The sequence below is a fragment of the Paenibacillus sp. FSL H3-0333 genome, assembly GCF_038002805.1.
In the GTDB taxonomy this organism is placed as follows: Bacteria; Bacillota; Bacilli; order Paenibacillales; family Paenibacillaceae; genus Paenibacillus_AQ; species Paenibacillus_AQ silagei.
This window is the reverse complement of sequence record NZ_JBBODG010000001.1, coordinates 2441291-2468173: the sequence shown is the minus strand read 5'-3', so window position 1 is coordinate 2468173 and position 26883 is coordinate 2441291. Positions and strand designations below refer to the sequence as shown.

Sequence of the window (26883 nt, the reverse complement as noted above, 5' to 3'; positions counted from 1 at the left end):
CTCCTATAGGTTACTTAGCCCATCACCTTGTCAGCCGGTGCTTCTGGAGCACTCTCTTTATGGGTCAGGTCAGGATGTATGACCGCCCGGTACGCGCCGTCTCCCGACAGTGTCCCGCCATCCAGCCCGATGAGTACCCTTGTGCTGCAAAAGGTATCACCGCCAAGCTCTATCCTCACCTTATCCGGCTTCAGCGCGAGCATGAAGGATGCCCCGCGGTTGACGCCTCTGTACGGCACCAGCCGCACTCTGTCCTGCCAGGCGAACGACTGCCCGTCCGTTTCCAGTACAAGTGTATCTGCACCCGTCTGGGTCAGCCTCCCTTTCCAGGAAGCCGGCAAATGGCCCTCCCACAGCGAGGCTTCCATCACCATCACCGGAATCCTTGTCAGCGGATCGCTGAGCCGGTTCCCGGTATCCAGCAGTCCGGGGCAGGTAACCGACACTCCGTCGATCTCCACCGTCACTTCCCCGATATAGGAATCCAGCTGCTCTCTGTGCCGGCGGGAGGACTGGATCAGCTTGAAGAGCAGCAGCACCAGCGGAAGCAGGGCAAGCACGAACCAGAACCCGATCTTCAGCCGGTAAGCTTGGCCTCCCGATGAGGTGAAGATCATGCCCTTCCAGAGGTCACCAGAGCTTTGCAGCAGATAATGAACGCCTATGATCCCTCCCGCCGCCGCAAAATTAATGATATAAAACGCCCCAAATGCCCGAAGATAGCTTTGCAGACTTCTAAATCCAAAGGCTATCCAGATCATCAAAACCGATAAACCGAATTTGACGAGAAAGGTATACAGAAAGGACAGCTCCGGTACAAACATCATGACAACATAGAGCGCCCCCGCCAGCGCTGAGAGTGTCAGCCGCCACCAGGACACCTTGTGCTTCACCAGCCAGCTTGTCAGCCACAGCAGGACTCCGTCGATCAGCAGATTGGCGGCAAAAATCAAGTCAATATACACAACCATCGCTCTCACCTGCCTGCAAGCGGATATCTATCCGGAGGCCGGGGTGCAGGCTCTCTTTTTAGACGATAAGATTAGTATAGAAACTCCCGCATCCAAAGTCTGTCTAAACATGGGGGGCGTTCTTGCAGTTTTTTTGTCGAGTTATGGGCCTTGAGAGGAACTTCAACGCACAAGTGGAAACGGCTTTGCCGTCCTTTTAAAGGACGGTACCGTTTCAGCGAGAAATAGAAGGATAATGTATAGCGTGGAACATATAAATTCTTATATTTCAACAAAAGCCAGCCTTAAGCGGCTGGCTTCAGACGTGCCGGATTTAATTGTTGATAGATTTCAACTCTTCTTCGGAGAGTCCGGTGGCCTTCTGCACTGAAGGATAATCCATTCCCATAGACAGGAGATTCTTTGCTATAACACGTTTGGCTTCCAGCTCACCTGCCGCTGTACCCTTGGCGAAGCCTTCCCTAAGCGCACCATCCCGCTGCGAGGCTTCGTCCATCAGAAACTTCTGGCGGTCCTCATATTTACGGCGGGCTTCTGAATCCTGGCTCAGAAATTCCAGCGTCTCCATCGCCTTCTTCAAGGCTGGCTCGTTCATTTGCAGCACCTCCCAATCAGAGTAGTCAATCCCTTTTAGAAATAACAGCCAGTTCACAAGGCCGCCCTCGCCGGGTATAAGCGGCTGGTTCAACTTGGGCAGCTCCAGGAAATGAATCTCGATATCATCTGTCAGCGGCGCTCCGCTGCTGTCCTCCCGCAAATGAAATACACTATGGGTATGTTCATTGGGCAGCACCTTATAATTCAGAATGTTGATCGTCACGCACTTCTTGAGATCATTATATTTGCCGTTGACCTGAAGCTGGCCGGCATACCGTTTGCTCCAATAATACAACGTGCGTTTCTCAATATCATATTTGTTGAAAAGCTGCATCTCGATGTTGATCAGCTTGCCGTCAACCGTCTTCGCCCATATATCAAATATCGCCTGCTTATCCAACGGATCATCCTTATCCGTATAAGGATTAAGCAGCACTACTTCCTCCAGCGGAAGATCGCCCGCATCCAAGAATATCCGGTTCAGAAAAGCGAGCAGTACATCCTTGTTGCCCTCGCTTGCAAATATCCGCTTAAATACAAAATCCACCCGGGGGTCCAGCATTTCCATGGTATCGTCTCCCGTTAACGTTATTATACAGCCTGAAAAGCAAAAAAACACCATACCCCGCAGTTCAAAGCTGCGTGATACGGTGCTTCCGTAACAGTCAAAGCTATAATCGCTATTAATGGCTCTTAATCATTATTGCCGCGTGTCCGGTTGCGCAGGAAGGTCGGAATATCCAGCTGATCAGAGCTTGTCTGATTCCCGAATGGACGAAGATTCTCACTCTTGCTCTTATTATCAGCAGAGGGTTCGCTGTTTGCCGCAGGACGGCGTACAGGAGCTATGGGAGAAGGCTTGTGTTCAAAACCGGTCGCAATAACCGTAACCTTGATCTCGTCCTTCATGCTCTCTTCGATAATGGCACCGAAGATCATATTTACTTCAGGGTCCGAAGCAGAGGTAACAATCTCGGCGGCTTCATTCACTTCGTACAGGGAGAGGTTAGAGCCGCCTGTAATATTCATAATGACGCCGCGCGCACCTTCGATGGAGGTTTCAAGCAGCGGGCTCATAATCGCCTTGCGGGCCGCCTCAGATGCCCGGTTCTCGCCGGTGGCAATCCCGATGCCCATAAGCGCTGAACCGCGCTCCGTCATAATCGTCTTTACATCGGCAAAGTCAAGGTTGATCAGGCCGGGAACCTGAATAAGGTCGGAGATGCCTTGTACCGCCTGACGGAGTACATTGTCCGCTTCACGGAAGGCTTCGAGCATTGGAGTCTTCTTATCCACAATTTCCAGGAGGCGGTCATTCGGAATCACAATCAGCGTATCAACCTTTTCCTTGAGCGCTTCGATTCCAAGCTCTGCCTGGTTGGCACGTTTTCTGCCTTCAAAAGTGAACGGGCGGGTCACGACGCCTACCGTCAATGCTCCGCATTCTCTGGCGATTTCGGCAATGACAGGCGCAGCGCCTGTTCCGGTACCGCCGCCCATGCCTGCGGTAACGAAGACCATATCTGCGCCCTTCAGGGTATTTGAGATCAGATCGCGGGATTCCTCTGCCGCCTTCTTGCCGACCTCAGGATTCGCTCCTGCGCCAAGTCCGCGGGTCAATTTATCCCCAATTTGTAATTTATGCTCCGATTTGGCCATATGCAGCGCTTGGGCGTCTGTATTAACCGTGATGAACTCAACACCCTGAACGCCATTTTCAATCATCCGGTTCACAGCGTTGCTTCCGCCGCCGCCGACGCCGATGACTTTTATTTGCGCCAAACTCTCCATTTCAAAATCAAATTCCAACATATTGTTTCCATCTCCCCCTCGAGTAGTGCTTGGATGGCCAGTCCAAGTATATCTGGATTACACTTATATGAACTCGCTAAACATATTCTTTAGTCGTTCCACCAGACCCGGCTTCTTGGAAGAATCCTGAACCGGCGCTGCGCTCTGCTTGCTGCGGTTAACGGTCTTCTTGTTGGCACTTCCGCCGCTGCTCCGTCCGCGGTAGTTACGTACCACATTATGAAGAATGCCTACGCCGCCGGTGAAGCCGGGATCGCGTACTCCAATATAATCCGGAACAGCAATCCGTACGGAGGCTGCCAGCTCGTTCTGGGCTACCTTAAGCACCCCAGGCATCGATACTGTGCCACCTGTAAGTATATAACCTCCCGGGAGCTCCGTATAACCAAGCCGCTTCACTTCCTGGCGGATCAGGTGGAAGATTTCCTGGACTCTCGGCTCGATAATCGCAGCCAGATCTTCCTGGTTGAATTCCTTCTCTACATTGCTGCCGATACGCAGGACCTTGAAGACGACCTCCGAAGCGGCATCGTCGATCCAGGCACAGCCGTATTTCAGCTTGACCTTCTCGGCCTGGTCGGTAAGTGTCCGAAGTCCGTACGCAATATCATTGGTTATGAATTCTCCTCCGATCGGAATCGTGGAGGTTGCACTAAGGGAACCTTCTTCATATACGGCTATCGTGGCTTGTCCTGCACCTATATCCACCAGTACAGCCCCCATCGATTTCTCATCTTTGGAGAGCGCTAATCCGCCAGCCCCGAGAGACATAAGGACAAGATCTTTAACCTTCAGACCTGATTTCTCCACGCAGCGGAGCAGATTATGTATGGGGGTCTTGGCACCGGTAATGATCGTGGCCTCCACTTCCAGGCGGACGCCGATCATTCCGTGCGGGTCCTGAATGCCTTCTAGGCCGTCGACGATATACTGCTTGGCGACAACATCAATGACCTCGCGTTCCGGCGGGAGTGCAATAACCTCCGCTGCCTTGATTACACGGTCGATGTCATCTTCGCCGATCTCACGGTCCTCATTCTGAACGGCAACTACGCCGTGGCTGGATTGCAGGCCGATATGATTGCCGGATATGCCGACATACACCTCGGATATTTGAATACCGACCATTTGCTCCGCATGCTCTACGGCACTCCTGATCGATTGCACAGTCTGATCGATGTCTACAATCGCACCCTTGCGTATCCCTTCCGAATCAGCAGATCCAACGCCAATAATATTGAAGGTTCCACTAGTAACTTCCCCGATTATTGCCCGAACTTTGGATGTACCGATGTCCAAACTAACAATGATGTCATTGTTGCTCAAGCCCTATGGCACCTCCTGTTATAATCATAATAAACATGTCTTTGATCCCGGTCGCGGGAAACATCTCTGTACATATTCAACATCCCTAATCCTTTCCCTCTTTTTTCAACAAATTTTTTGAGAGGAATAATATGACAAGGTATTCACGTGCAGGCAGACGCTCTCCGCTTAGCGGGATCAGCACCTGACATTCAAACAAGTGGAAACGGCATTGTCGTCCGTTTAAGGACGATACCGTTTCAGCGAGAAATAGAAGGATAATGAATAGCGTGAAACCTATACATTCTTATATTTTAAGAAAAACAAGAGAACAGCGGCTATATCCTGGATTGCATCTCAAAAAATCCGCAGAAAAAAGAGGGATATTGCTTATTACCCGTAAAACAGATTGTAGCATTTATTCCGCTCTATTAGTAGGGACTATTTACTCTTGTGCATCTGCGTCTTCTCCGTTGTCCCCGGCTTCAGAATGGAACGGAACATAGGAATCGGCCTCCAGCATTTTGATCAGTCCCGGCTCCTCCGTCTGAATCACCTGATTCAAATAGCCTACTTTATCCTTCAGCAGTGAAATGGCCGTTATGACCTCAAAGCGTGAACGTGTGTAGAGCTTGATCCGGTCAGGAAAAGATAACGTCGGAGAAGGTACAATCTCCGATATATCACTGGTCAGCTCATTCGGAATGCCGGCCAGCGCCTGGCACAGCTTGGTCTTATAAGGATCGTCAGCCTTCCAGTTAGTCAATATCGGCTTCTCTACAGCAATTCCGGTATCCGTCACAGAGACGGCGGCTCCGCTCGACAGAATAGCCTCCAGCACGCCTGCCTGGTCCAGTTCATAAGCAACCGCCGGGTACTCCTTCACAGTGATCGTAACCACACCGGGGAACTTCTTGCTGACCTGCGCCTCCTGAACCGTATTCAGCTTCTCCAGTGCCTCCCCCACGGAATCTCCGGAGACTGCGAAGAACTGTCCTCCGATCTTCAGGCCGCTTGCAGCCAGCAGCTGCTCACGGGACGTATATTTATCCCCCTGCATTTCAATGGCTGTAATCTTGCTGATCGACGAACGGAAGAAGATTACAGCCAGCAGCGCAGTAAACAGCAGTGCCAGGATGATGATGATTTTACGGTTTTTTCTCTTGCTAGGCTTGTCCTCTTTCAAAAGAGGTATTCGCGTTTTTGGCATTCTCATATCTCCGTAATAAGGCCCTGTCTCCTTCCTCACGGCTACGCCGAAGGAGACAGGGAGCTTTAATTGGCCAAATCCAGCGGGTCAGGCACCGGCACCTTGCGGCTAATGCGCGCCCCCAGCTTTTGAAACAATAATTCGATGCCGTCATATCCCCGGTCAATATGATGCGCCTGCTCTACAATAGTCGTTCCCTGAGCAGCCAGCCCGGCGATTACAAGGGCTGCTCCTGCCCGCAGGTCAGTAGCCTCAACCGTTGCCCCATACAACCTCTTAACGCCGCGTATGAATGCCCTGTTCAGATCAATGGAGATATCGGCTCCCATCCGGGCCATCTCCTCCACATGCTTGAAGCGCCCTTCGAAGACCGTTTCCTTAATCACACTGAATCCTTCCGCCAGGGACAATAGAACCATAACCTGAGACTGCAGGTCCGTAGGAAAGGACGGATACGGAGAGGTAACAATTCGCTCAACCGCACGGGGACGTCCCATACAGCTGATATTAATTATATCATTGCACACTGTAATTTGAACACCGGCGCGCCTCAGGATGTGGATCAGGGAGGTCAAATGTCCTGCATTGGTGTGTGTCAGCGTCACATTGCCCCGCGTGGCGGCGGCGGCAATCATCACGGTTCCGGCAACAATCCGGTCGGGGATCACCTCATAGCTGCAGGCATGGAGCTTGCGGACACCCTGAATGGTGATCGTATCCGTCCCTGCGCCGATGATCTGTGCCCCCATCGCATTGAGGAAGTTCTGCAGGTCCTGGATTTCCGGCTCTCTCGCTGCCCCGGAGATGGTGGTCGTGCCCTCGGCCATGGCGGCGGCCATCATGATATTCTCCGTGGCGCCCACGCTGGGATAATCCAGATGGATATCACAGCCTCTCAAGCTAGCAGCCCGGCAGCAGATCCGGCCGCCCGTCTCCTCAATCTCTGCCCCGAGCAGCTTCAAGCCCTGCAGGTGGAGGTCGATCTTGCGCTCCCCGATGGCACAGCCCCCCGGCTGATAGATCGTCACTTCCCCGAACTTGGCCAAAAGCGGGCCCATCAGGAATATGGAGGATCTCATCTGCCGCATCAGGTCCTCCGGAACATGAGAGGTCAGGAGAAAGGACGTATCGACGGTGACCGTCTCCTCTTCATGTACTGTCCTGCAGCCCAGCCTCTGCAGAATATGCAGCATCGTTCCGATGTCCAGCAGCTTCGGCACATTATGCAGTGAGTGAACTCCTTCGGCCAGCAGGCTGGCTGCCAGAATCGGCAGTGCCGCATTTTTTGCTCCATGGATACGTATGGTGCCTGACAGGGGGGTTCCGCCCTCAATCACCAATTTGTCCAATGTATCACCTCCGAGATTACCGCTCACCCACCGTAAGCACTTCCTGCACCACGGTCCTGCAGAATCGGCCGGAACGAACTCCGTTTCCGAATCTCAGGCATCAAGAAGCGCTCTGGGTGATTGTCACGATTATAGGATCATCCTATGTTCGGAGCTCCGTGTGTGTGACAATGTCAGCCCGGATTCTAGCGTCCCCGTCCTGCAGCCAGCCTGCGGAGCTCGCTGACAACCAGGGAGGCGGAATCTCTTTTACCGAGGCGTCTAGAGGCCTCCGTCATGCTGTGACGCAGCGTATCCGCTCCGATGATCTTCTGAACCGCTGTGAACAGCGCCTCGCCGCTTAAGTCCTTCTCCAGCAGTACCACTGCCGCACCTTCACCTTCCAGCGCTCTGGCGTTGGCTTCCTGATGATTGTTCGTTACATTGGGAGACGGAATGAGGACAGAGGGTATGCCAAGCGCGGTAATCTCTGCGAGAAAAGAGGCGCCTGCCCTGTTCACGATCAGGGAAGTGCAGGCCAGCACCTCAGGCATATTGTGAACGTAAGGGAGGACATGCAGCCAGTTCGGAATACCGCCCAGCTGCTCGCGTACCGCTTTGCGGGTATCCTCAAAGTAAGACTCTCCGGTGACATACACATAGTGAACACCATTACCCTTACCCACAAAGGGTGCCATTTCAATCATGGCACGGTTAATCGCCTTGGCTCCTCCGCTTCCTCCGACAACCAGCACCACCGTGCTTCCTTCGGGGATACCGAGTGAAGCGAAGCCGCGCTGCGGATTAGCCGTCATGACCGTAGTAGCCCGGGGATTGCCCGTATAGATTACGTTCTTGGCCCCGGGAAAAGCCGGCTCTGTGCCTTCAAAGCTCACCGCGACCGTGCTGGCATACCGGCTGAGAAAGCGGTTGGTCAGTCCCGGAATCGCATTCTGTTCATGGATCAGCGTCGGGATGCCGAGCCGGGAGGCTGCATACACCACAGGTCCGCAGACATACCCCCCGGTGCCGACAACTACATCAGGCTTGAACTCGCGCAGCATGGCTTTGGAGGCTTTGACCCCCTTCAGGAACCGCATGACCGTCTTCACATTATCCATCGACAGCTTGCGGCGGAAGCCTGTAATATCAATGGACTGGAAAGGCAGATTCTCCTGAGGAACCAGCTTGCTCTCCAGACCTCGCTTGCCTCCTATATACAGGAAGACAGAATCCGTATCTTCGGATTCCAGTTGTCTGGCTACGGCTACGGCAGGATAGATATGTCCTCCTGTGCCGCCGCCGCTAAGTACAATACGCATGTCTTTCACCTCGCATAACGGGATAAATTAAGCAGAATGCCAAGAGCTGTGAGCATCAGGGTGAGCGATGAGCCGCCATAGCTGATGAGCGGAAGCGTGATGCCGGTTACCGGAATCAGGCCGATTACCACACCGATGTTGATGACGACCTGAACCGCCACCATACAGACGATTCCTACGGCAAGATAGCTGCCGAAGCGGTCCGGCAGGCTCATGGCTACCTTCATTCCGCGCCAGATCAGCAGCAGGAACAGCAGCAGCACGGCCAGCCCTCCGATGAATCCCAGCTCCTCGGCCAATATGGAGAAAATAAAATCAGTCTGCGGCTCCGGGACATAGCTGTATTTTTGCCGGCTCATCCCGAAGCCCAGTCCGCCCAGCCCGCCGGGACCCACCGCGTAGAGCGACTGAATGATCTGATAACCCGCGCCCAGCGGATCTGACCATGGGTCCAGGAAGGCGGTGATCCGCTGCAGCCGGTAAGGCGCAGCGGCAATGAGTCCTGCGAACCCGGCCAGCCCCAGCGCACCGAGGGAGAGCAGATGCTTCATCCGCGCCCCCGCTGTGAAGACCATCATCATAGCCGCGCCGAACATGACAGTGCCTGTGCCGAGATCCGGCTGAAGCATAATCAATGCGAATGCGGAGCCGATCAGCGCAAGCGGCGGAAGCAGCCCGCGCATGAAGCTGGAGATGTCATACTCCTCGGTTCCAAGCCACTTGGCCAGGAAGAGGATCATCCCCATTTTCATGAATTCCGAGGGCTGAATGCCGAAGGAGCTGATGCCGAGCCAGCTGCGTGCACCTCCGCGAACCACGCCGATGCCTGGAATCAGCACCAGCACCAGCAGGGCGAAGCACACCAGCAGGAGCGGCCGGGCGAATCTCTTCAGCACCAGGTAATCGGTGTTCGCCGTAATGAACATCGCGATGAGGCCCAGGCCTGCGAACAGCATCTGTCTTTTGACAAAATAAAACGAATCGCCATAATTGCGGAAGCCCAGAACGGACCCGGCACTGTATACCATTACCATACCGATAGCCAGTAAAGCCAGTATCGGAAGCAGCAGCCAGATATCGGGCGCATGACGGGATTTGTTCATCAGGAGCACACCTCTTGCATCCGTAGTAGGGGCTTATCCACCCCCCTACTTAAAGGTTATGCACCGCCTCTTTAAAAATACGCCCGCGCTCCTCATAGGAGGTAAACATATCCCAGCTGGCACAGGCAGGGGACAGGAGAACTACATCCCCCGCTTCCGCCAGGGCGGAAGCCTCCCGCACAGCCTGCTCCAGCACGGCAGCGGCACTCTCCCCATTATCGACGGAGATGACCGTCTTTACTCCTGCCAGCCGGGCTACAGCCGCCAGCTTGTCCCGGGTCTGCCCAAGCGCCACCAGGGCTTTGACATTCTCTCCGAGGACAGGCAGCAGCTCCATATAATCCGAGCCGCGGTCCAGGCCCCCGGCAATCAGAATGACCGGCTTCCGGAAGGAGGCCAGCGCCATGGAGGTAGCTTTGGAATTGGTAGCCTTGGAATTGTTATAATAGGCGGCCCCTGCCTTGTCTGTTACATACTCCAGCCTGTGCTCCACCCCGCGGAAGGAAGCCAGCACCGGACCCAGTACCGCCGGGTCCGCTCCTGCGGCAATGGCAATGCCGCAGGCAGCCAGCGCATTCCCTACATTGAAGCGACCGGGAAGTCCGATAGAATCGACATCGGCTATTTCGGTCTCGTTCTCGGTGTAATCGCGGTAGATAATGACCCGCTTCAGTTCGTCTGCCGTATCCTCCACGTAGGACGGGCGGACGAAGATGCCCTGCACCAGCTCCTCGTTCATGGAGAAGGGCAGAATGCCCGCCTTCAGATAGGGTACCAGCTCGCGGCAGACCGGATCATCCCAGTTCAGCACAGCGGTGTCCTCCGGTCCCTGATTGGCGAACAGCTTGGATTTGGAGGCTACATAATCCTCCATGCCCCCATGGTAGTCCAGGTGGGTCTCAGCGACATTCAGCAAGGCAGCAATCTTGGGCCGGAACGCTTCCGTGCCCTTCAGCTGGAAGCTGCTTAGCTCGACCACCATCCAGTTGTCCGCGTCAGCCTCCTGTGCGGCCTGAGAGAGAGGCGTTCCTATGTTCCCGGCCACAATGGGGCGCATCCCTGCTGCCTCCAGCATATGGCCCACCCAGGTCGTTGTAGTGGTCTTGCCGTTGGAACCGGTGATGCCGATCATCGGGGCAGCGCAGAGATGATAAGCTACCTCTACCTCGGTCACGACCTCAATTCCCAGCTCCAGCGCCTGCTGCACCGGAGCGACCGAATAAGGAATCCCCGGATTCTTCACAACCAGCTGCACACCCTCGTGGACCAGGCTCTCCGGATGCCCGCCGCATAGAACAGAAATTCCCAAAGATTCCAGTTCGGAAGCTTCGGGACTCTGATCTCTTTCCTTTTTATCATTGACCGTCACCACAGCGCCGTGTTCGTGCAGCACCTTGGCCACCTGGACGCCGCTTTTGGCGAGCCCCAGGACGACCACCTCTTGACCACGGTACAGATCCGGATGTTTCATTCGTTACAACCCCTTGATGAGATATAGTCCAGCTGCCGCCAGCACGAGGCCCACCGCCCAGAAGGAGACGACTACACGCCACTCCGACCAGCCGCCCAGCTCAAAGTGATGATGGATCGGGCTCATTCTGAATACCCGTTTGCCACGCGTCTTAAACGAGGCGACCTGAATAATTACGGACAGCATTTCAACCACGAAGACTCCGCCAATCACCACAAAGAGCAGCTCGGTCTTGGTGACAATAGCAATCGCGCCAATCGCCCCGCCGATTCCGAAGGAGCCGAAATCGCCCATGAACACCTTGGCAGGATGGGCATTGAATACGAGAAAGCCGAGCACTGCGCCAATCATCGCAGCGGCACAGACACCAGCGGCAATCGAGGTTGCCTGCATGGCTACCACCGCGAAGGCAGCGAGCGCAATTGCACTTACGCCTGATAGCAGACCATCCACACCGTCCGTGAAGTTAACGGCATTCGTGATTGCCATCATCATCAGTACAATGAACGGATAATAGAACCAGGGGCCCCAGTCGAAGCTGAAGGAGGTTCCCGGAACGCTGATATTCGTATGATGCCCGGCCGAGATCAGCAGGACGCTGAGCACGACGCCGACCAGCAGCTGGCCCAGCAGCTTCTGGCGCGCCGTAAGGCCGAGGGAGCGCTTGAACACAATTTTGATATAATCATCCAGGAATCCAATGAGTCCATAGCCCAGCGTAGCAGCCAGCAGTACATAGAAATCCGAATTAATGACCGAGAATTTCAGAAAAGACAGCGTGAACGCGACCATGATAATTACACCGCCCATGGTAGGGGTTCCCGCCTTTTTCAAATGGGTCTGGGGCCCGTCGTCACGAACCTGCTGTCCCAGCTTAAGCCGGCGCAGCAGCGGTATGATCAGCGGAGCGGCAATGACCGCAAGGATAAAGGACACAGCAATAGTCAGCAGAAGTAATTGATAATCCATGGGTACACCCCTCCTTTAGTTAGCATTCGCTTCAGAATGTTCTTTCAAGCGGTGGAGCACTTCTTCCAGCCGCATCCCTCTGGATGCTTTGAACAACACAACATCATCATTGCCGCACATCGCAGTCAAGGCATTGATCAAGGCTTCTTTATCTGTAAAAGCAAAGATATGCCCGGCCTCGAACCGCTCCGAGGCCGCCGCCGCAAGCTGTGCTGACAGCGGGCCGAAGGTGAATACATCATCTGTCAGCTCCGGGTCGAGATAGCTGCCGATCTGCCGGTGGAACTGAAGCTCCTCCGGCCCGAGTTCCAGCATGTCCCCCAGCACCGCGATTCTGCGGCCGCTGCATTTCATGGACTGCAGCACATCAATCGCCGCTCTCATGGACGTAGGGCTGGCATTATAGGCATCATTCAAGAGCACCAGCCCGCTTGCCGCCTGAATAACCTCAATCCGCATACCGGTCAGCTTGAGGCCGCTTAGTCCTTCTGCCATATTCTCATCGGTCACCTTATAATGACGCGCCACTGCAAGCGCAGCGAGCGCATTAATTACATTATGCTGCCCCGGCAGCGGAAGGGTGAAGGCCCGCTCCCCATGCTGCAGCGAGGTGAAGGTCATTCCCCCGCTGTGAGTCATCAGGCCGGTCGGATAATCATCATTGTCATCCGACTGCCCGAAGCGGAAGGTTAGCAGCCCTTCAGGCGTGCGGAAGCCTGGCTCTGCCAGAACCTCGGCAAGCAGCGGCTCATCCCCGTTATAGATCAGCAGCCCGCCCGGCTGAAGTCCGTCCACAATCTCCAGCTTAGCTCTGGCAATCTCCTTGCGGGAGCCAAGCTGAAGCAGATGGGATTCGCCGACATTGGTAATTACCGCTACGTCAGGAGAAGCGAGCAGAGACAGCAGGGCGATCTCTCCCCGTGAGCTCATGCCCATCTCCAGCACAGCGATCTCAACATCGCTGTCCATGGAGAGAATCGTAAGCGGCAGGCCGATATGATTGTTGAAGTTCCCTTGGGTCTTGTGTACCTTGTACTGCACTTCCAGCAATGCCGTAATCATATCCTTGGTCGTCGTCTTGCCGTTGCTTCCCGTTACGGCAACCACCTGGGGGGCCACCTCGGCCAAATAGGCGGAGGACAGCTTCTGCAGTGCCGCTAAAGTGTCCTCTACCAGAATAACCCCGCCGCCTGCGGGTGCAGGCCCCTTATCCCTCTGCCAGAGGGTAGCGGTAGCTCCTGCCGCCAGCGAAGCGGCCGCATAGTGATGGCCGTCGAAGTTCTCTCCAACGAGCGGGACGAACAGGCAGTCCTGCGATATTTTGCGCGAGTCGGTTACGACTCCCTTAATCTCTATATCCTTAGCTTCGGACGAGGACAGCTCTCCTCCGCACATTTCCGCGACGTTATGCAATGTTCTAATAATCAATAGCTTCGGCCCCTTATCACTTCTTTGGCAACGATGCGGTCATCGAAGTCATGAACGACTCCCTTGATCAGCTGATAGGTCTCATGACCTTTCCCCGCAATCAATACTACATCGCCGGGGCTTGCCATTTCAATAGCTTTTGTGATGGCTTCCCTCCGGTCCGGAATCATCTCATATCGCTCACGCGCCACGCCATCCTCACGCAGGCCCGCCTCAATATCAGCCAGAATCTGCAGCGGGTCCTCCGTCCGCGGGTTGTCGGAGGTGACCAGCACATGGTCGCTGTATTTCGCAGCTATTTTGCCCATGAGCGGCCGTTTGGTCGTATCACGGTCCCCGCCGCAGCCGAAGACAGTAAGCACCTTGCCCGCAGCGAATTCACATACCGCCTTTAGCACATTCTCCAGACCGTCCGGCGTATGCGCATAGTCAACGATCACCGCGAAATCCTGCCCGGCATCCACCGATTCGACACGGCCGTCCACCCCGGCAACCGACTCCAGACTGGCCTTGATGTCCGCAAGCGGCACATCCTCCAGCAGCGCAGCCGTAATAGCCGCAAGCGCATTATAGACGTTGAACTTGCCGACCATGCGAAGCGAAATATCCGTCTCACCCTTAAACGTCTCCACGTGGAAAAAAGTTCCTTTGGAGGTGATCGATATTTGCGAGGCCCGGACATTGGCAGCCTTGTCGATACCATATGTAATGACCTCCGCTGCGGTCTGGGCGGCAAAATAGGCGCTGGCTTCATCGTCAGCATTCAGCACGGCATACTTGCGTTCTTCCTTCCACGGGGAGATCACGTTGCCGAGCCGCGAGAAGAACAAGCCCTTCACTGCACGGTACTCCTCCATCGTATGGTGGTAATCCAGGTGATCCTGGGTCAGATTCGTAAAGATTGCGGTGCGGTAGTCGGTCCCCTTTACCCGGCCCTGCTGGAGCGCATGGGAGGATACTTCCATTACACAGCACTGCACGCCCTTAAGCGCCATATGATTCAGGCTGCGCTGAAGCTCCAGCGATTCCTGTGTCGTACCGGACACCCCATAGCTCTGACCGTCATACCGCATCTGGATTGTACCGATCAGGCCGGTCTTCACCCCATGATCCTGCATGATCCGTTCAATCAGATACGTAGTCGTGGTCTTGCCGTTGGTACCGGTGATGCCGATCAGCTTCATCCGGCTGCTCGGTGAACCGAAGAAGGCATTGGACAGCACAGACATGGCATACCGGCAGTCATCCACCACGATCTGCGGCAGGTCAATGTCCAGCTTCCTTTCGCAGACCAGGGCAGCCGCGCCCTTGGCAGCAGCCTGAGGTGCGTAATCATGTCCGTCCACTGTATGTCCGGGCAGACAGATGAACAGATCGCCCGGACCCACCTTGCGTGAATCGGCCTGCAAATCTGATATTTCTATGTCTCCGTCCCCGTATAGACGGGAAGCAGCCAGACAAGAAGAGAGCTCTTTAATTAACATATCTATCCCTCACTCTGCATAAAATCCTTATATTTTGGGTGAATTATCCATTTCAATAAATTATACTTGTAAGTTTTTCAATATATAACAAATCTTATGGTTCACTTGGCGTTCCCATGTAAATCCGGATCGTAGAGCCCTGCTGCACTCTTGCCCCGGCCTTCGGGGCCTGATTGATCACGGTATTGCCGGTGCCGGAACGGACCAGCATGAAATTCATATTCAGATCCTCATAGATATCCTGAACAGTGGCTCCCGTAAGATCAGGGACCGTCACAATCGGGGTCTCGCCGTATTTATAGGTTCTTGGCAGCTGATCCTTACGCTCTGGAACCTTCAGATACAGAAGAGAATCCTCAAGAATATTCTGGACAATCGGAGCGGCTACTACACCCCCGAACTGAATTCCCTTCGGGTTATCGACTGCCGTATAGACCACGATCTGCGGATCATCCGCCGGGGCGAAGCCGATAAAGGAAACGATATGCTCCGTAGGAGAATACCGGCCGTTGATTACTTTCTGTGCTGTCCCTGTTTTGCCGCCCACACGGTAGCCGTCAATAAATGCCGGTCGGCCTGTGCCTTTGGCAACCACGCTCTCAAGGGCAGCCCGCACTTTCTTCGAGGTCTCCTCCGAGATCACCTGCCGCACTTCCTCCGGCTCAGTCTCGGAGACAACGTTCCCTGTATCCGGGTTAATCCAGGCCTTGGCCACATGCGGAGTATACAGCTTGCCGCCGTTGATGGCTGCCGATACCGCAGCAATCTGCTGGATTGGCGTGACGGATACCCCCTGGCCGAATGCAGTAGTCGCCAGCTCCACCGGGCCCACCTGAGCCGGCTTGAACAGAATTCCGTTCGCTTCACCGTTCAGATCGATGCCCGTCTTACTCCCGAAGCCGAAATCCCGGATGTACTTGAACAGCGTATCCTTACCCAAACGCTGTCCCAAGGCTACAAATCCCGGGTTGCAGGAGTTCTCGACCACTTCAAGGAAGGTCTGGCTTCCGTGTCCGCCCTTCTTCCAGCAGCGCAGCTTAGCTCCGCCGACCTCAATGTAGCCCGGATCAAAAAAATGCTCATGCTGCAGATCCACCTTCCCCTCCTGCAAGGCCGCAGCCAGCGTGATGATCTTGAAGGTGGAACCCGGCTCATACGTCATCCAGATCGGAAGATTCCGGTTATATACTTCGGCATCGTATTCCTGGTAAGCCCCTGGCTCATACCCCGGCCGGCTGGCCATCGCCAGAATCTCGCCATTGCGGGGGTCCATGGCAATAGACCAGGCCCCCTGCGCCTGATATTTCACCATGGCCTGATCCAGCTCGCGTTCCATAATAGATTGAATCTGCTTGTCGATGGTGAGCTGCAGGCTAAGTCCATCCTGCGGCTCGGTGTACTTCTCGGAGGACCCGGGCATCAGCCGGCCTCCCGCATCGGAGAGATAGGAGATATTGCCTGCGCTCCCCTGAAGCAGCTTATCATAGATGCTCTCAATTCCGGTAATCCCCTGATTGTCAATTCCGGTGAAGCCCAGAATATGTGCGGCCAGATCCCCGAAGGGATAATACCGTTTGTTATCCTCAGCGACAACGATGCCCGGCAGCTGCAAATTACGGATGCTCGCGGCAAGCTCCATCGTAATTTTGCGGCCGCCGGGCTGCAGTTTCACTGAGGCCTTCTTTTGGGTCAGCAGCTGAACCAGCTTCTCCTCGGTCATGCCGAGCAGCGGAGCCAGCTGCTTCGCGGTCTGTTCCTTCTCCTTCACCTGTACAGGAATGGCATAAATCGTCGGTGAGCTGATGTTGTAAGCCAGCGCCACACCCTCCCTGTCCAGGATCTCGCCACGTTTGGCGGTGAAGGGGATGTTCCGCCGCCATAAATCCTCGGCCCTCTCGCTCAGCTTCTCACCCTGGGTTAATTGTACATAGGCAAGGCGCACAGCCAGCGCGCCGAACAACACGGCCAGTCCCAGCAGCGTCCACAGCATTCTCCGCCGGCTAACGACTTTCGATACCTTCATTGTGTTCTCCCCGCTTTCACTCATAGACATGATCTCTTACCTTCATGACTATTCGGGACAAACAGGGGTTAGAACAAGCCTATATGGGTGTTACTCTGCAGCTTCTTCTTTCTCGGCATCGCCCGCTAAGGCAACAGGAATATTCTCGCCATATTCATTGAGAGGGCTAAGCTTCAGCGCTACCTGCGTTTTTCCCTTATTCTTGGCCTGGCTCTGTTCTGTGACATAGCCTTCTCCCTCAACAGAGATTCCCACCTTCAGCAGGTTCAGAATCTCCAGCGCATCGCGCAGAGACTGCCCGCGCAGATCCGGAATCGTCATGTTCTCTCCCTGCTCGCTTAACAGATAGATGCGCTGCCCGGCGGTCAGTGCGGTACCCTTCTCAGGGTACTGGCTGACTACATTTGCCCCTTGGCCTACAGCTTCGAAATCAAAGCCCTGATTAATGAGCAGCTGTCTCGCCGCCTTCACCGTCTTGCCGGTCAGATCCGGCGCTTTGCGCTGGACAACAGCCTCGGCCTTCACCGTCTTCTTGTCGGCAGGACCTGTGACATCCCCCGCTTTGGGCACGCCCATATAAGGAAGCGCCTGGGAGACGATCTCCTGGAATACGGGTGCGGCTACCGCACCTCCGCCATTACGGCCATCCTCACCCTTAGGCTCGTCAATAATGACAATGACCGCAATCTTGGGATCATTAACCGGTGCATAGCCGACAAAGGAGGAAAGCACCTTGTTCCGGTCGTAATCCGTACCGCTGACCTTGATAGCCGTGCCGGTCTTTCCCGCTACACGGTAGCCTTCAATATAGGCATGGCGTCCGGTTCCTATGACATGGTCCGCTACCACCTGTTCCAAATAACTGCCTGTTTCTCGTGCACTCCCCTCCGAAATGACCTGGCGCACCACTTCAGGCTGGGTGATAGTTTTCTTTCCGGTATTCGGGTCAGTCATTTCCTTAACTACGTGCGGAACCATCAGTTTGCCTCCATTGGCGATCGCTGCCACAGCCGCTAGCTGTTGAATAGGCGTAACTAGCACCTTGCCGTGGCCGTAGGCCAAGGTAGCATTTTCGACAGATTTATTCGGGTCAGGGTTAACGAGGCCAATCGTTTCTCCCGGCAGGTCAATTCCGGTTTTTTCATTGAAGCCGAAAGCATCGATATACCGCAACAGCCGTTCCGGACCCAGCATCTCAAATCCGAGCTTAACGAAGGCTACGTTACTGGAACGTTTTACCCCATCAAGGAAACTAATAGGCCCCCACCCTACTCTGTTAATATCATGTAGCGACTTTCCATAGCCTTTGATGCGGATTGAACCTGACTGGAACGAGGCATTGGGGTTGAACAGCTTCTCCTCCACCGCACCAGCCAAGGTAACAATTTTGAAGGTTGAACCCGGCTCATATCTGGATTTAATGGCATGGTTGTAGAAATCTTCCGCTTTCTGATTAGGATCCCAGAATTTATTCGGGTTAAACGTCGGCATATTCGCCAGACCCAGAATCTCCATCGTCTTCGGGTCGGCAGCAATAACACTGATCGACTTCGGCTTGTACTCCGCATACGCCTTTTTCATAGCCTCTTCAATATATAACTGAATCGTGCTGTCGATCGTCAGCTTGTAGTTGCTTCCATTTACCACAGGCTGGAACGTATCCTTGGAATCGGGCAGCTTGATGCCCTTGCCGTCACTCTGGTAATTCAGCTTGCCGTCCGTACCAGAGAGCTGTTTGTCCAGAAGCTTTTCCAGTCCGATGACCGCTTTGCCGTCCCTGTCGGTATAACCCAGAATATGTGCAGCCAGCGAATCCTTAGGATAATAGCGTTTCTGCTCCCTGACGAGCCCAACTCCGGTTTCCAGTGTATCATGCTCCTTCTTGAGCTTCTCAACGAAAGCCGTCACTTTATCTTTCATTTCCTCATCGATTTTCCAGCCCTCATTACGGATTTCCCGGTTCGTCAGATATTTCCCTTTTTCATTCTTGGCCTCCACCAGCTTCTTCAGCTCATCCACCGGCTTACCAAGCAGCTCATGCAAGCCCTGAATCACCTCTTCACCGATCTTTTTCTCGGCAATGACCTCAGGGTTAACCACCACCGTGTAGGCCGGCACATCGCTGGCCAGAACACTGCCGTTACGGTCTTCGATCACCCCGCGGACAGCCTTGATGGTTGAAGTGTGGGCCCACTGCTTAGCTGCGGTCTCCTGCCACTTTTCACCCTGCAGAACCTGAATCCAGAATACTCTGGCGACTAAAACAAGAAAAAAGAGGGTAATACACCCTCCTATAAACAGCGTGCGAAGTTTGATTCTCTTAACCATAAGGTACCTCACAACCTCTATTATTGCGATTGCCGTTCATCGCTGATTATTTACCGGCTTTGTCAGTAGCCTGGCTGCTAAGCGGAACATAGATAGTAGAGTCCACGGAAGGGACCACAAAGCCCATTTCCTTCGCCCGCGGGACGATTGTCTGCTCCAGCGTCTGCTTCTCCATCTGATAGGTGGCAATTTGTTTTTTGTTCTTAGCGATTTCGCTGTCCAGCTTCTGAGCCTGCATATTCAAATCGTAAATATGGACGTAACGCCAGATCAGGGCGGCTGCTACCAGAATAAAGGCTCCCAGTGTCAGCAGGTACATAAGCTTCTCCTGCAGCGGAAGCACTCTCCGCGTGGTAACAACTTTCTTTTTCTCACGGTAGAGCGGGTTGGTCTCTTGTTTCCTCTTGGGTTGAACTGCTAAATTACCGCGGGTATAAGCCATCTCTGATTCTCCTTTATCGTCATCTACAATTTCTCTGCGATACGCAGCTTGGCTGAACGGGCACGTGAGTTAAGCTCCAGCTCTTCTTCTCCCGGCACAATCGGCTTACGGTTGATCAGCTTCAGGGTGCCTTCGGCACCGCATACGCAGTACGGCAGGTCAGGCGGACAAGTGCAGCGGCTTAGATAGCTACTGAAAATCTGCTTGCAGATCCGGTCCTCCAGCGAGTGAAAGGTAATAACGGATACCCTGCCCTCAGGCGCCAGGCAACGTACAGCAGCATGCAGCCCTTCCTCAAAAGCTCCCAGCTCATCATTGACGGCAATCCGCAGCCCCTGAAAGCTCCGCTTGGCCGGATGTCCTCCGGTCCTTCTTGCCGCTGCAGGAATGCCTTCCTTAATCAGCTCGGCCAGCTCTCCGGTGCTCTCCACCGGGCGTTCTTCCCTGCGCTCTACAATCTTCCGGGCAATCCGCCGTGAGAATTTCTCTTCTCCATACTGGAAAAGCACCCTGGCGATTTCCTGCTCACTCCAGGTGTTGACGATATCCGCCGCGCTCAGCTGCGCCGACTGGTCCATCCGCATATCCAGCGGGGCATCATGATTGTAGCTGAAGCCTCGTTCCCCTTCATCAAACTGCGGAGAGGATACACCCAGATCAAAGAGAATCCCGTCTACTTGGGGAACTCCGTCCTTTTGCGGAACAAACGGCAGTCCCTTCAGCACCTGCTCCAGATCGCGGAAGTTGGTCTTGACGGTCACCACCTTGTCGCCGTATCCGGATAATTTCTCCTTCGCATTGTTCAGCGCCCAGTCGTCCTGATCCAGACAGATCAGCCGTCCCCCGCCGCTAAGCTTGGATGCGATAAGGGCGCTGTGCCCGGCTCCCCCGAGCGTACAATCTACATATAGGCCATCCTTCTTGATGTGCAGCCCTTCTGTCGCTTCTTCTTTTAGTACCGTGATGTGGTGAAACAAGCTGCATCCCTCCAAGGCAGTAATTCGAAATGTTATGTTTTATAGATCAAAATTGAAATCCACCAATTTCTCGGCGATTTCGTTGAACGATTCCTCTGACTGTTCGAAGTACTGCTCCCATAGCTCCTTGTTCCAGATCTCCACCCGGTTCGAAACGCCCAGAATAACACAGTCCTTGTCCAGCTTCGCATATTGCCGCAAGTTTCCCGGCAGATTCACTCTGCCTTGCTTGTCCCATACACACTCCGTCGCTCCCGAGAAAAAAAAGCGGCTGAAGGCACGGGCATCCGATTTCATCAGTGAAAGGCTTTTAAGCTTTTGCTCCATGATTCCCCATTCTTCCATGGGATAAACAAACAGGCAGGAGTCCAGGCCGCGGGTCGCCACGAAGGAGGTTCCGAGCATGTCACGGAATTTGGCCGGGATAATGATCCGTCCTTTATCGTCAATGGTATGCTGGTATTCCCCCATAAACATGATCTATTCCCACCTCTACATCCCGATTCCCCACTTTGCCCCACTTTTCACCACCTAAGCATAATAGATTCGCCATTAAAAATCAAAAACCTTTTTCCGGAGCAAGGTAATTTTTTCTTATTTGTCAAGAGGCTATTCTTGCATCCCCTGCGGACACGTAAAAGCCCGGGCCAATGTGATTGGCTCCGGGCTCGTGCAGATCCATATCCTTAGTCGTTCAGATTCCAGCTGTCCAGATAATCGACTTGTGCCTGTGTCAGGCTGTCGATGGATATCCCCAGACTTTCCAGCTTGTAACGCGCTACCTGCTCATCCAGCTCATAGGGAACATTCTCCACTTTGACGCCAATGCTCTTATAATTGTCATTCACATATTTAAGGGACAATGCCTGGAGTGCGAAGGTGGTATCCATAATCTCTGCCGGATGACCATCGGCTGCGCCAAGGTTCACCAGACGTCCTTCGGCCAGAAGGTACAGCTTGCGTCCGTCCTTCAGCTGATACTCTTCGATATTCTTACGCACCGTCCGCTGTGACAGGGAGCGCTCGGCCAGCTCCGGCTTGTTGACTTCCACATCGAAATGTCCGGCATTGCAGAGAATCGCGCCATCCTTCATCACATCATAATGCTCACCACGGATCACATAACGGTTACCTGTGACTGTAACGAAGAAATCACCGTGCTTCGCAGCTTCGAGCATCGGCATGACATGGAATCCGTCCATATGCGCCTCTACCGCCTTAATCGCATCCACTTCCGTAACGATCACGTTCGCTCCCAGTCCCTTGGCCCGCATCGCTACCCCTTTGCCGCACCAGCCGTAGCCCACCACAACCACTGTCTTGCCGGCCACAATCAGGTTCGTAGTGCGAACGATGCCGTCCCATGCCGATTGTCCTGTACCATATCGGTTATCGAACAAATATTTACAATAGGCGTCATTTACAGCCACCATCGGGAACTTCAGCATTCCTTGCTTCTGCAGTGCCTTAAGGCGGATGATACCGGTGGTTGTCTCCTCAGCACCCCCGCGGATATTCTCCATCAGGTCGGGACGTTCGGAATGCAGCAGGGTGGCGAAATCACCGCCGTCGTCGATAATCAGATCCGGCTTGCTCTCCAGCGCCCGGATGTTCAGTGCTTTGAACTCCTCCGGGGAAGGGTTGTACTTGGCGAACACCGTAATGCCGTCCTCAACAAGCGCAGCGCACACATCGTCCTGGGTAGATAACGGGTTGGAGCCTGTAATCGTTACCTCAGCGCCACCAGCCTGCACTACCTTGGCCAGATATGCGGTCTTGGCTTCCAGGTGAAGGGTGATCGATACCTTGAGCCCCTTGAACGGCTGCTCGGCTTCGAACTGCTCACGGATGCGGTTCAGTACCGGCATATGCTGGCGAACCCAGTCGATTTTGAGATGCCCCTCGGGTGCAAGCGACATATCGGCAACAATACTGTTTTGCTTGGATAATGAACTCATGGTAGGACCCCCTAGAATAATGTTCTTACATATAAATAATACGGTGTGTTCCGCTGTAGTCAGCAGGCACAGCCATCAATTCCTCCAGCCATTCCAGCCCATACCGGTTCAGATAATACATCATATTATAGACCCGCTCCTGAAGCTTGCCCAGCGGCATTAGCGACAGCTCGATCCGTTCCCACTGGCGAAGTGCAGCCTCATTCTGCTTCTCCATCGCATCCAGAGCTTTGCCCTGCAGGAAGGAGATCTGGTCAATAATCTTATCCTTGTTATTGCCGCCCAGCTTCAGCAGTCCTGCCTGAATGCCGCCAAGCTGTTCAATCAGCGGCTCATACATCCCTAAGAACGCTGTTTTGATCTCTTCGAACTTGTCTTCAAGCTTCAATTCGTCCTGAGCGCTCAGCCAAGCCTTGCGTTTATCATCCAGCCCCGTCTTCACATCCGTGAAGGACAAGCCGTATTTATCCATATGCTTGCGAAGCGTCCCCTCAATCACTGTAAAAGACATGCGGGGAATAATCAGCGGCATCTGTCCGTCCAGCACCCTGAAGGCTTGATGCGGAATCGCCCAGTAAGCCATTTCCCCTTGTCCGAGCACCGTAGCGAGTACAGGAAGTACATAGTCCTGCATCAGCGGACGGGTTAGCACATTGTTGCTGAACCGTTCGGGATGGCTCTCCAGCAGCTCCAGCAGCTCGGAACGGGAGAACGAGACAGTAGCTTTCCGGTCTGCGAACCGTCCCTCCACCTTATGGAGCAGAAGCCGTGCACCTTCATGGATATAGAAAAGATTCGCATTGCCAGGCGTCACATCAGCCTGCAGCTCATATCCGCTGGCCGTAATCCGTTCAGCTGCGGCAAGATAAGCTGCCTCCAGCTCGTCATTCCGCTCAATCATGGAAGCGAACATGGGCTCTTCCAGCCTGCGCAGGGCAGGATCAGCAGAATCCAGCAGAATCAGTCCGAATTTGCCGAACAAAGACCCCATTAGCTTCGCAAACGCCTCCGTCATATTCCCGGCGCCCGTGGATGCAGCCGTAACCAGCTCCATCAGCTGCGGTTTGAATTCACTGTCCTGCAATAAGCCGTCCAGCTGCGTAACCGCCTGAAGCCAGCTCTCGGCATCTATCTGGATGTCGCTGACCGAGGACCGGGGTCCTTCGCCTTTATCCAGCTTAATGCGGGTAATTTCGCCTGTGCGGTTCAGCACATAGGTATGATTGACCTCATCCCAGTCATGATCCTCACCCGCAATCCAGAACAGCGGAACGACCGGCCGGCCAAGCTGAGCCGCTGCCTCCCGGGCTGCCTGAATGGTCGTAATGGCCTTATAGACCACGAATAGAGGACCTGTGAACAAGCCGCTCTGCTGACCGCCGGTCACTACCAGGGTCTCTGGCTGTTCCAGCAATTCTATCGAGCGGAGAACGGCTTCATGGGTATTGTGTTTCCCGTTGTAGCTGCGCAGGTATGAGACAACCGATGCGCGGTCTGCCCGCAGGCTTCCTGTACGATCAAGCCACGCTGCGCGTTCAGCCCGGCTCTCCTGGCTGCGGAAGTCCCCGCCATACAAATGTCCTACTGTTTCATATTGATGTATATAGTCACTGGCGAGCGCAGATCCGCCCGGCAGTGGTTCCGGTACAACATTCATATGCAATTGCCTCCTGTTCTAAACCTGCTATATGTAATTCATAAACCGGTAAACCCTTTATGATTGTATCCAAAGTTGGGTGCGGCGTCAAAGTAATATACGCCATCCTTTTGAAGGATATCCGTAAATTGAAAGAATAGGCGAGAGCTGAATGCTCCCGCCTACGTTCCGCCTGCCATTTTAAGTTTAGGCAAATTGCTTGGCTACGAAATGTCCCTTGGACACCTCAACCAGCTCATAATCGCTGTCATTTGTTTTCTCGCCGGCCGCATAAATCGGGCTACCCAGCTCATCATGCAGATGAATGCGTTTTTTGTTGGCTTCAACCTCTGGGTCCGGAACCGGAATCGCCGAGAGCAGGGATTTGGTATACGGATGGATCGGATTAGCGTACAACTCTTCGCTTTCCGCTAGCTCTACCATTTTGCCCAGGTACATAACGGCCACACGGTCACTGATATGCTTAACCATGGACAAGTCATGCGCGATGAAGAGATAAGTAAGTCCAAGACGATCCTGCAGCTCCTTCAGCAGGTTAACGACCTGCGCCTGGATGGATACGTCGAGTGCCGAGATCGGCTCGTCACAGACGATGAACTTAGGGTTCACGGCGAGCGAACGGGCAATCCCGATACGTTGGCGTTGTCCGCCGGAGAATTCATGCGGATAACGGGTGGCATGGTCATGGTTAAGTCCAACCATATCGAGCAGCTCTTCAATCCGCTTCTTGCGTTCCTGCCGGCTTCCGGCCAGATTGTGAATATCCAGTGCTTCACCGATGATATCAGACACCGTGAACCGCGGGTTAAGCGAGGCATACGGGTCCTGGAAAATCATTTGCATATCACGGCGCATAGCCTTCATCTTGCCGCCGGACAATTTGTAGATATCTGTACCATTGTATTTCACGCTTCCCGCAGTCGGTTCATACAAGCGGAGAACGGTACGGCCGGCAGTAGTCTTGCCGCAGCCGGACTCCCCTACCATCCCCAGGGTTTCGCCTTCACGGATCGAGAAGCTAATATTATCAACTGCCTTAAGAACTCTTCCTTTGCCCACATTGAAATATTTCTTAAGACCTTCTACTTCAATCAGATTCTTGCTCAGATTCTTACTCAAACGAACTGCACCTCCTTGGCCATCGAATGCAGATTCCAGCAGTGCGCTATAAGCGTATCACTGAACTCTGTGAGGTCTTATGCTGCAGTGCCGCACAAGACCCTTGGTGTATTAAGATAACCCTCTCATCTGTCCCGGCAACTACGCCGGGGTTCAGTGTATTCAGGATGATGGAGATCCCAAGCGAATTGCTGCACTTCGCCGGAGAATTCGTGGGGATATTGGTTAAAGCGAGCCTACGCTTTCATAATGCCTACTAGCTTCAGCATTTCAACAGCTTAATGATTCGCTTCGGCCGCTAGCATATTCTGATGTTAATCAAAACTTCGGTTATCTGATTGCCCACTTGGATCATTGGGTTCAAAGAAGTCATCGGGTCTTGAAATATCATGCCAATATCTTTACCGCATGGGTTCCACCATAGTTAATATCTATTTCTTCAGCTTAGGATCAAGCGCATCACGCAGACCGTCACCAAAAATATTAAAGGAAAGCATCGTTAAACTGATAAGAATCGCAGGGAACAGGAAACGCCACGGATAGTAAAGCCAGCCGGTCAGCGAGTCATTGATCATCGAACCGAGTGAAGCTACCGGAGCCTGTACACCAAGACCGAGGAAGCTCAGGAACGCTTCGGCAAAGATGGCATTCGGCACGGACAGCGTAATCGTTACAATAATCGGTCCTACAGCATTCGGCAAAAGATGCTTAAACAGCAGACGCTTGGACCCTGCACCCATCGAACGCGAAGCCAATACGAACTCACGGTTCTTCAGCTGCATAATCTCCCCGCGCACAATCCAGGACATCGTAATCCAGCCCGTTATCGTCAGCGCCAGGATAATGGTACCAAGGCTTGGTTCAAGTACAACCAGCAGCAGGATAACTACCAGCAGGTATGGAATGGAGTACAGAATTTCAGAGATCTTATTCATGATATTGTCTACACGGCCACCGAAGTAACCCATGATTCCGCCGTAGATGACCCCAATGAAAAGGTCAATGGCAGCAGCGGCAAGGCCGACAATCAGTGAGATTCGTGCGCCGTACCAGGTACGGACAAAGATATCGCGTCCCAGATCATCTGTACCGAACCAGTGGTCGGATGATGGGGGCTTATTCGTGTTGAGCAAATCGTTAGAGTAGTAATTGAACTTTGAGAAGAACGGCGCAATAATTGCAGCCAGTACGATCAGTCCAAGAACCCCCAGAGCTGTCATTGCCATTTTGTTCTGGCGCAGGCGCTCCCAGGAATCCCGCCAGGCGGACAGACTTTCGCGCTGAATGACTTCAGCTTGTCGTTCATCAACTCCGACCTTACGGAAATCTTCCGGTTTCAGGTTTGCATCCTGTGATACCAAGTTTTTGTCAGAAGCCAC

21 protein-coding genes and 1 pseudogene are annotated in these 26883 nt (G+C 53.7%); all 22 read right to left on the bottom strand.

The features are described from left to right. Nucleotides 1-14: 14 nt before the first annotated feature. On the bottom strand, nt 15-971 hold the full coding sequence (gene spoIIGA, locus MHH78_RS10965; RefSeq protein WP_036724267.1) for a sigma-E processing peptidase SpoIIGA: 957 nt from the start codon (nt 969-971) through the stop codon (nt 15-17). A gap of 313 nt (nt 972-1284) precedes the next feature. Next, nucleotides 1285-2136, bottom strand: coding sequence for an Rpn family recombination-promoting nuclease/putative transposase (locus MHH78_RS10960; protein ID WP_341167413.1), 852 nt, complete (start codon nt 2134-2136; stop codon nt 1285-1287). Between the two features lie 125 nt (nt 2137-2261). After that, nucleotides 2262-3380: a cell division protein FtsZ gene (gene ftsZ / locus MHH78_RS10955; RefSeq protein ID WP_036724269.1), complete on the bottom strand. Its 1119-nt coding sequence runs from the start codon at nt 3378-3380 to the stop codon at nt 2262-2264. 63 nt (nt 3381-3443) lie between these two features. Further along, a complete protein-coding gene (ftsA, locus tag MHH78_RS10950) occupies nt 3444-4706 on the bottom strand; it encodes a cell division protein FtsA (RefSeq protein ID WP_341167412.1) in 1263 nt (420 codons plus the stop codon). A gap of 424 nt (nt 4707-5130) precedes the next feature. Further along, nucleotides 5131-5895, bottom strand: a complete 765-nt coding sequence (locus tag MHH78_RS10945) for a cell division protein FtsQ/DivIB (protein ID WP_341167411.1) — start codon at nt 5893-5895, stop codon at nt 5131-5133. A gap of 65 nt (nt 5896-5960) precedes the next feature. Beyond that, nucleotides 5961-7244 carry a UDP-N-acetylglucosamine 1-carboxyvinyltransferase gene (murA, locus tag MHH78_RS10940; protein WP_341167410.1) on the bottom strand — a complete coding sequence of 428 codons (1284 nt, stop codon included), beginning with the start codon at nt 7242-7244 and terminating at the stop codon, nt 5961-5963. A 185-nt stretch (nt 7245-7429) separates the two neighbouring features. Next, a complete protein-coding gene (gene murG / locus MHH78_RS10935) occupies nt 7430-8545 on the bottom strand; it encodes an undecaprenyldiphospho-muramoylpentapeptide beta-N-acetylglucosaminyltransferase (protein WP_341167409.1) in 1116 nt (371 codons plus the stop codon). Between the two features lie 5 nt (nt 8546-8550). Continuing rightward, complete coding sequence (gene spoVE, locus MHH78_RS10930) at nt 8551-9648, bottom strand: stage V sporulation protein E (RefSeq protein ID WP_036724276.1); 1098 nt, start codon at nt 9646-9648, stop codon at nt 8551-8553. A gap of 49 nt (nt 9649-9697) precedes the next feature. Continuing rightward, the gene (murD, locus tag MHH78_RS10925; RefSeq protein WP_341167408.1) at nt 9698-11119 is read right to left on the bottom strand and encodes a UDP-N-acetylmuramoyl-L-alanine--D-glutamate ligase; all 1422 of its coding nucleotides are present in this window, start codon (nt 11117-11119) and stop codon (nt 9698-9700) included. Between the two features lie 3 nt (nt 11120-11122). Then, nucleotides 11123-12088: a phospho-N-acetylmuramoyl-pentapeptide-transferase gene (gene mraY, locus MHH78_RS10920; protein ID WP_076075914.1), complete on the bottom strand. Its 966-nt coding sequence runs from the start codon at nt 12086-12088 to the stop codon at nt 11123-11125. Nucleotides 12089-12103: 15 nt separating this feature from the next. After that, nucleotides 12104-13513: a UDP-N-acetylmuramoyl-tripeptide--D-alanyl-D-alanine ligase gene (locus MHH78_RS10915; RefSeq protein ID WP_341170304.1), complete on the bottom strand. Its 1410-nt coding sequence runs from the start codon at nt 13511-13513 to the stop codon at nt 12104-12106. Continuing rightward, the gene (locus tag MHH78_RS10910; RefSeq protein WP_341167407.1) at nt 13513-15000 is read right to left on the bottom strand and encodes a UDP-N-acetylmuramoyl-L-alanyl-D-glutamate--2,6-diaminopimelate ligase; all 1488 of its coding nucleotides are present in this window, start codon (nt 14998-15000) and stop codon (nt 13513-13515) included. The genes MHH78_RS10915 and MHH78_RS10910 overlap by 1 nt, the downstream gene beginning before the upstream one ends. Before the next feature lie 94 nt (nt 15001-15094). Next, the gene (locus MHH78_RS10905; protein WP_036724385.1) at nt 15095-17023 is read right to left on the bottom strand and encodes a stage V sporulation protein D; all 1929 of its coding nucleotides are present in this window, start codon (nt 17021-17023) and stop codon (nt 15095-15097) included. Nucleotides 17024-17113: 90 nt separating this feature from the next. After that, a complete protein-coding gene (locus MHH78_RS10900) occupies nt 17114-19351 on the bottom strand; it encodes a penicillin-binding transpeptidase domain-containing protein (protein WP_341167406.1) in 2238 nt (745 codons plus the stop codon). 46 nt (nt 19352-19397) lie between these two features. After that, nucleotides 19398-19793 (bottom strand): hypothetical protein, encoded by a 396-nt coding sequence (locus MHH78_RS10895; protein WP_076075903.1) that lies wholly within the window; start codon nt 19791-19793, stop codon nt 19398-19400. A gap of 23 nt (nt 19794-19816) precedes the next feature. Further along, entirely contained in the window at nt 19817-20770 is a 954-nt protein-coding gene (gene rsmH, locus MHH78_RS10890) for a 16S rRNA (cytosine(1402)-N(4))-methyltransferase RsmH (RefSeq protein WP_341167405.1), read from the bottom strand. A 39-nt stretch (nt 20771-20809) separates the two neighbouring features. Continuing rightward, on the bottom strand, nt 20810-21247 hold the full coding sequence (mraZ, locus tag MHH78_RS10885; RefSeq protein WP_036724286.1) for a division/cell wall cluster transcriptional repressor MraZ: 438 nt from the start codon (nt 21245-21247) through the stop codon (nt 20810-20812). 209 nt (nt 21248-21456) lie between these two features. Next, nucleotides 21457-22728, bottom strand: a complete 1272-nt coding sequence (locus tag MHH78_RS10880; protein WP_341167404.1) for an adenosylhomocysteinase — start codon at nt 22726-22728, stop codon at nt 21457-21459. A gap of 25 nt (nt 22729-22753) precedes the next feature. Continuing rightward, complete coding sequence (bshC, locus tag MHH78_RS10875) at nt 22754-24385, bottom strand: bacillithiol biosynthesis cysteine-adding enzyme BshC (RefSeq protein ID WP_341167403.1); 1632 nt, start codon at nt 24383-24385, stop codon at nt 22754-22756. 186 nt (nt 24386-24571) lie between these two features. Further along, on the bottom strand, nt 24572-25492 hold the full coding sequence (locus tag MHH78_RS10870; RefSeq protein WP_036724386.1) for an ABC transporter ATP-binding protein: 921 nt from the start codon (nt 25490-25492) through the stop codon (nt 24572-24574). Between the two features lie 251 nt (nt 25493-25743). Further along, nucleotides 25744-25910 (bottom strand): annotated as a pseudogene (locus MHH78_RS33920) (peptide ABC transporter ATP-binding protein); the annotation flags it as partial. A 25-nt stretch (nt 25911-25935) separates the two neighbouring features. Next, on the bottom strand, nt 25936-26883 hold the full coding sequence (locus tag MHH78_RS10865) for an ABC transporter permease (protein ID WP_036724290.1): 948 nt from the start codon (nt 26881-26883) through the stop codon (nt 25936-25938).

What these genes read in the sequence shown, in the direction of transcription:
- MHH78_RS10900 (WP_341167406.1), bottom strand. Translation starts at nt 19,351, where the DNA reads ATGGTTAAGAGAATCAAACTTCGCACGCTGTTTATAGGAGGGTGTATT.
- bshC (WP_341167403.1), bottom strand. Translation starts at nt 24,385, where the DNA reads ATGAATGTTGTACCGGAACCACTGCCGGGCGGATCTGCGCTCGCCAGT.
- MHH78_RS10910 (WP_341167407.1), bottom strand. Translation starts at nt 15,000, where the DNA reads ATGTTAATTAAAGAGCTCTCTTCTTGTCTGGCTGCTTCCCGTCTATAC.
- mraY (WP_076075914.1), bottom strand. Translation starts at nt 12,088, where the DNA reads ATGGATTATCAATTACTTCTGCTGACTATTGCTGTGTCCTTTATCCTT.
- MHH78_RS10945 (WP_341167411.1), bottom strand. Translation starts at nt 5,895, where the DNA reads ATGCCAAAAACGCGAATACCTCTTTTGAAAGAGGACAAGCCTAGCAAG.
- MHH78_RS10895 (WP_076075903.1), bottom strand. Translation starts at nt 19,793, where the DNA reads ATGGCTTATACCCGCGGTAATTTAGCAGTTCAACCCAAGAGGAAACAA.
- murG (WP_341167409.1), bottom strand. Translation starts at nt 8,545, where the DNA reads ATGCGTATTGTACTTAGCGGCGGCGGCACAGGAGGACATATCTATCCT.
- MHH78_RS10880 (WP_341167404.1), bottom strand. Translation starts at nt 22,728, where the DNA reads ATGAGTTCATTATCCAAGCAAAACAGTATTGTTGCCGATATGTCGCTT.
- spoVE (WP_036724276.1), bottom strand. Translation starts at nt 9,648, where the DNA reads ATGAACAAATCCCGTCATGCGCCCGATATCTGGCTGCTGCTTCCGATA.
- spoIIGA (WP_036724267.1), bottom strand. Translation starts at nt 971, where the DNA reads ATGGTTGTGTATATTGACTTGATTTTTGCCGCCAATCTGCTGATCGAC.
- ftsZ (WP_036724269.1), bottom strand. Translation starts at nt 3,380, where the DNA reads ATGTTGGAATTTGATTTTGAAATGGAGAGTTTGGCGCAAATAAAAGTC.
- mraZ (WP_036724286.1), bottom strand. Translation starts at nt 21,247, where the DNA reads ATGTTTATGGGGGAATACCAGCATACCATTGACGATAAAGGACGGATC.
- MHH78_RS10960 (WP_341167413.1), bottom strand. Translation starts at nt 2,136, where the DNA reads ATGGAAATGCTGGACCCCCGGGTGGATTTTGTATTTAAGCGGATATTT.
- murD (WP_341167408.1), bottom strand. Translation starts at nt 11,119, where the DNA reads ATGAAACATCCGGATCTGTACCGTGGTCAAGAGGTGGTCGTCCTGGGG.
- MHH78_RS10905 (WP_036724385.1), bottom strand. Translation starts at nt 17,023, where the DNA reads ATGAAGGTATCGAAAGTCGTTAGCCGGCGGAGAATGCTGTGGACGCTG.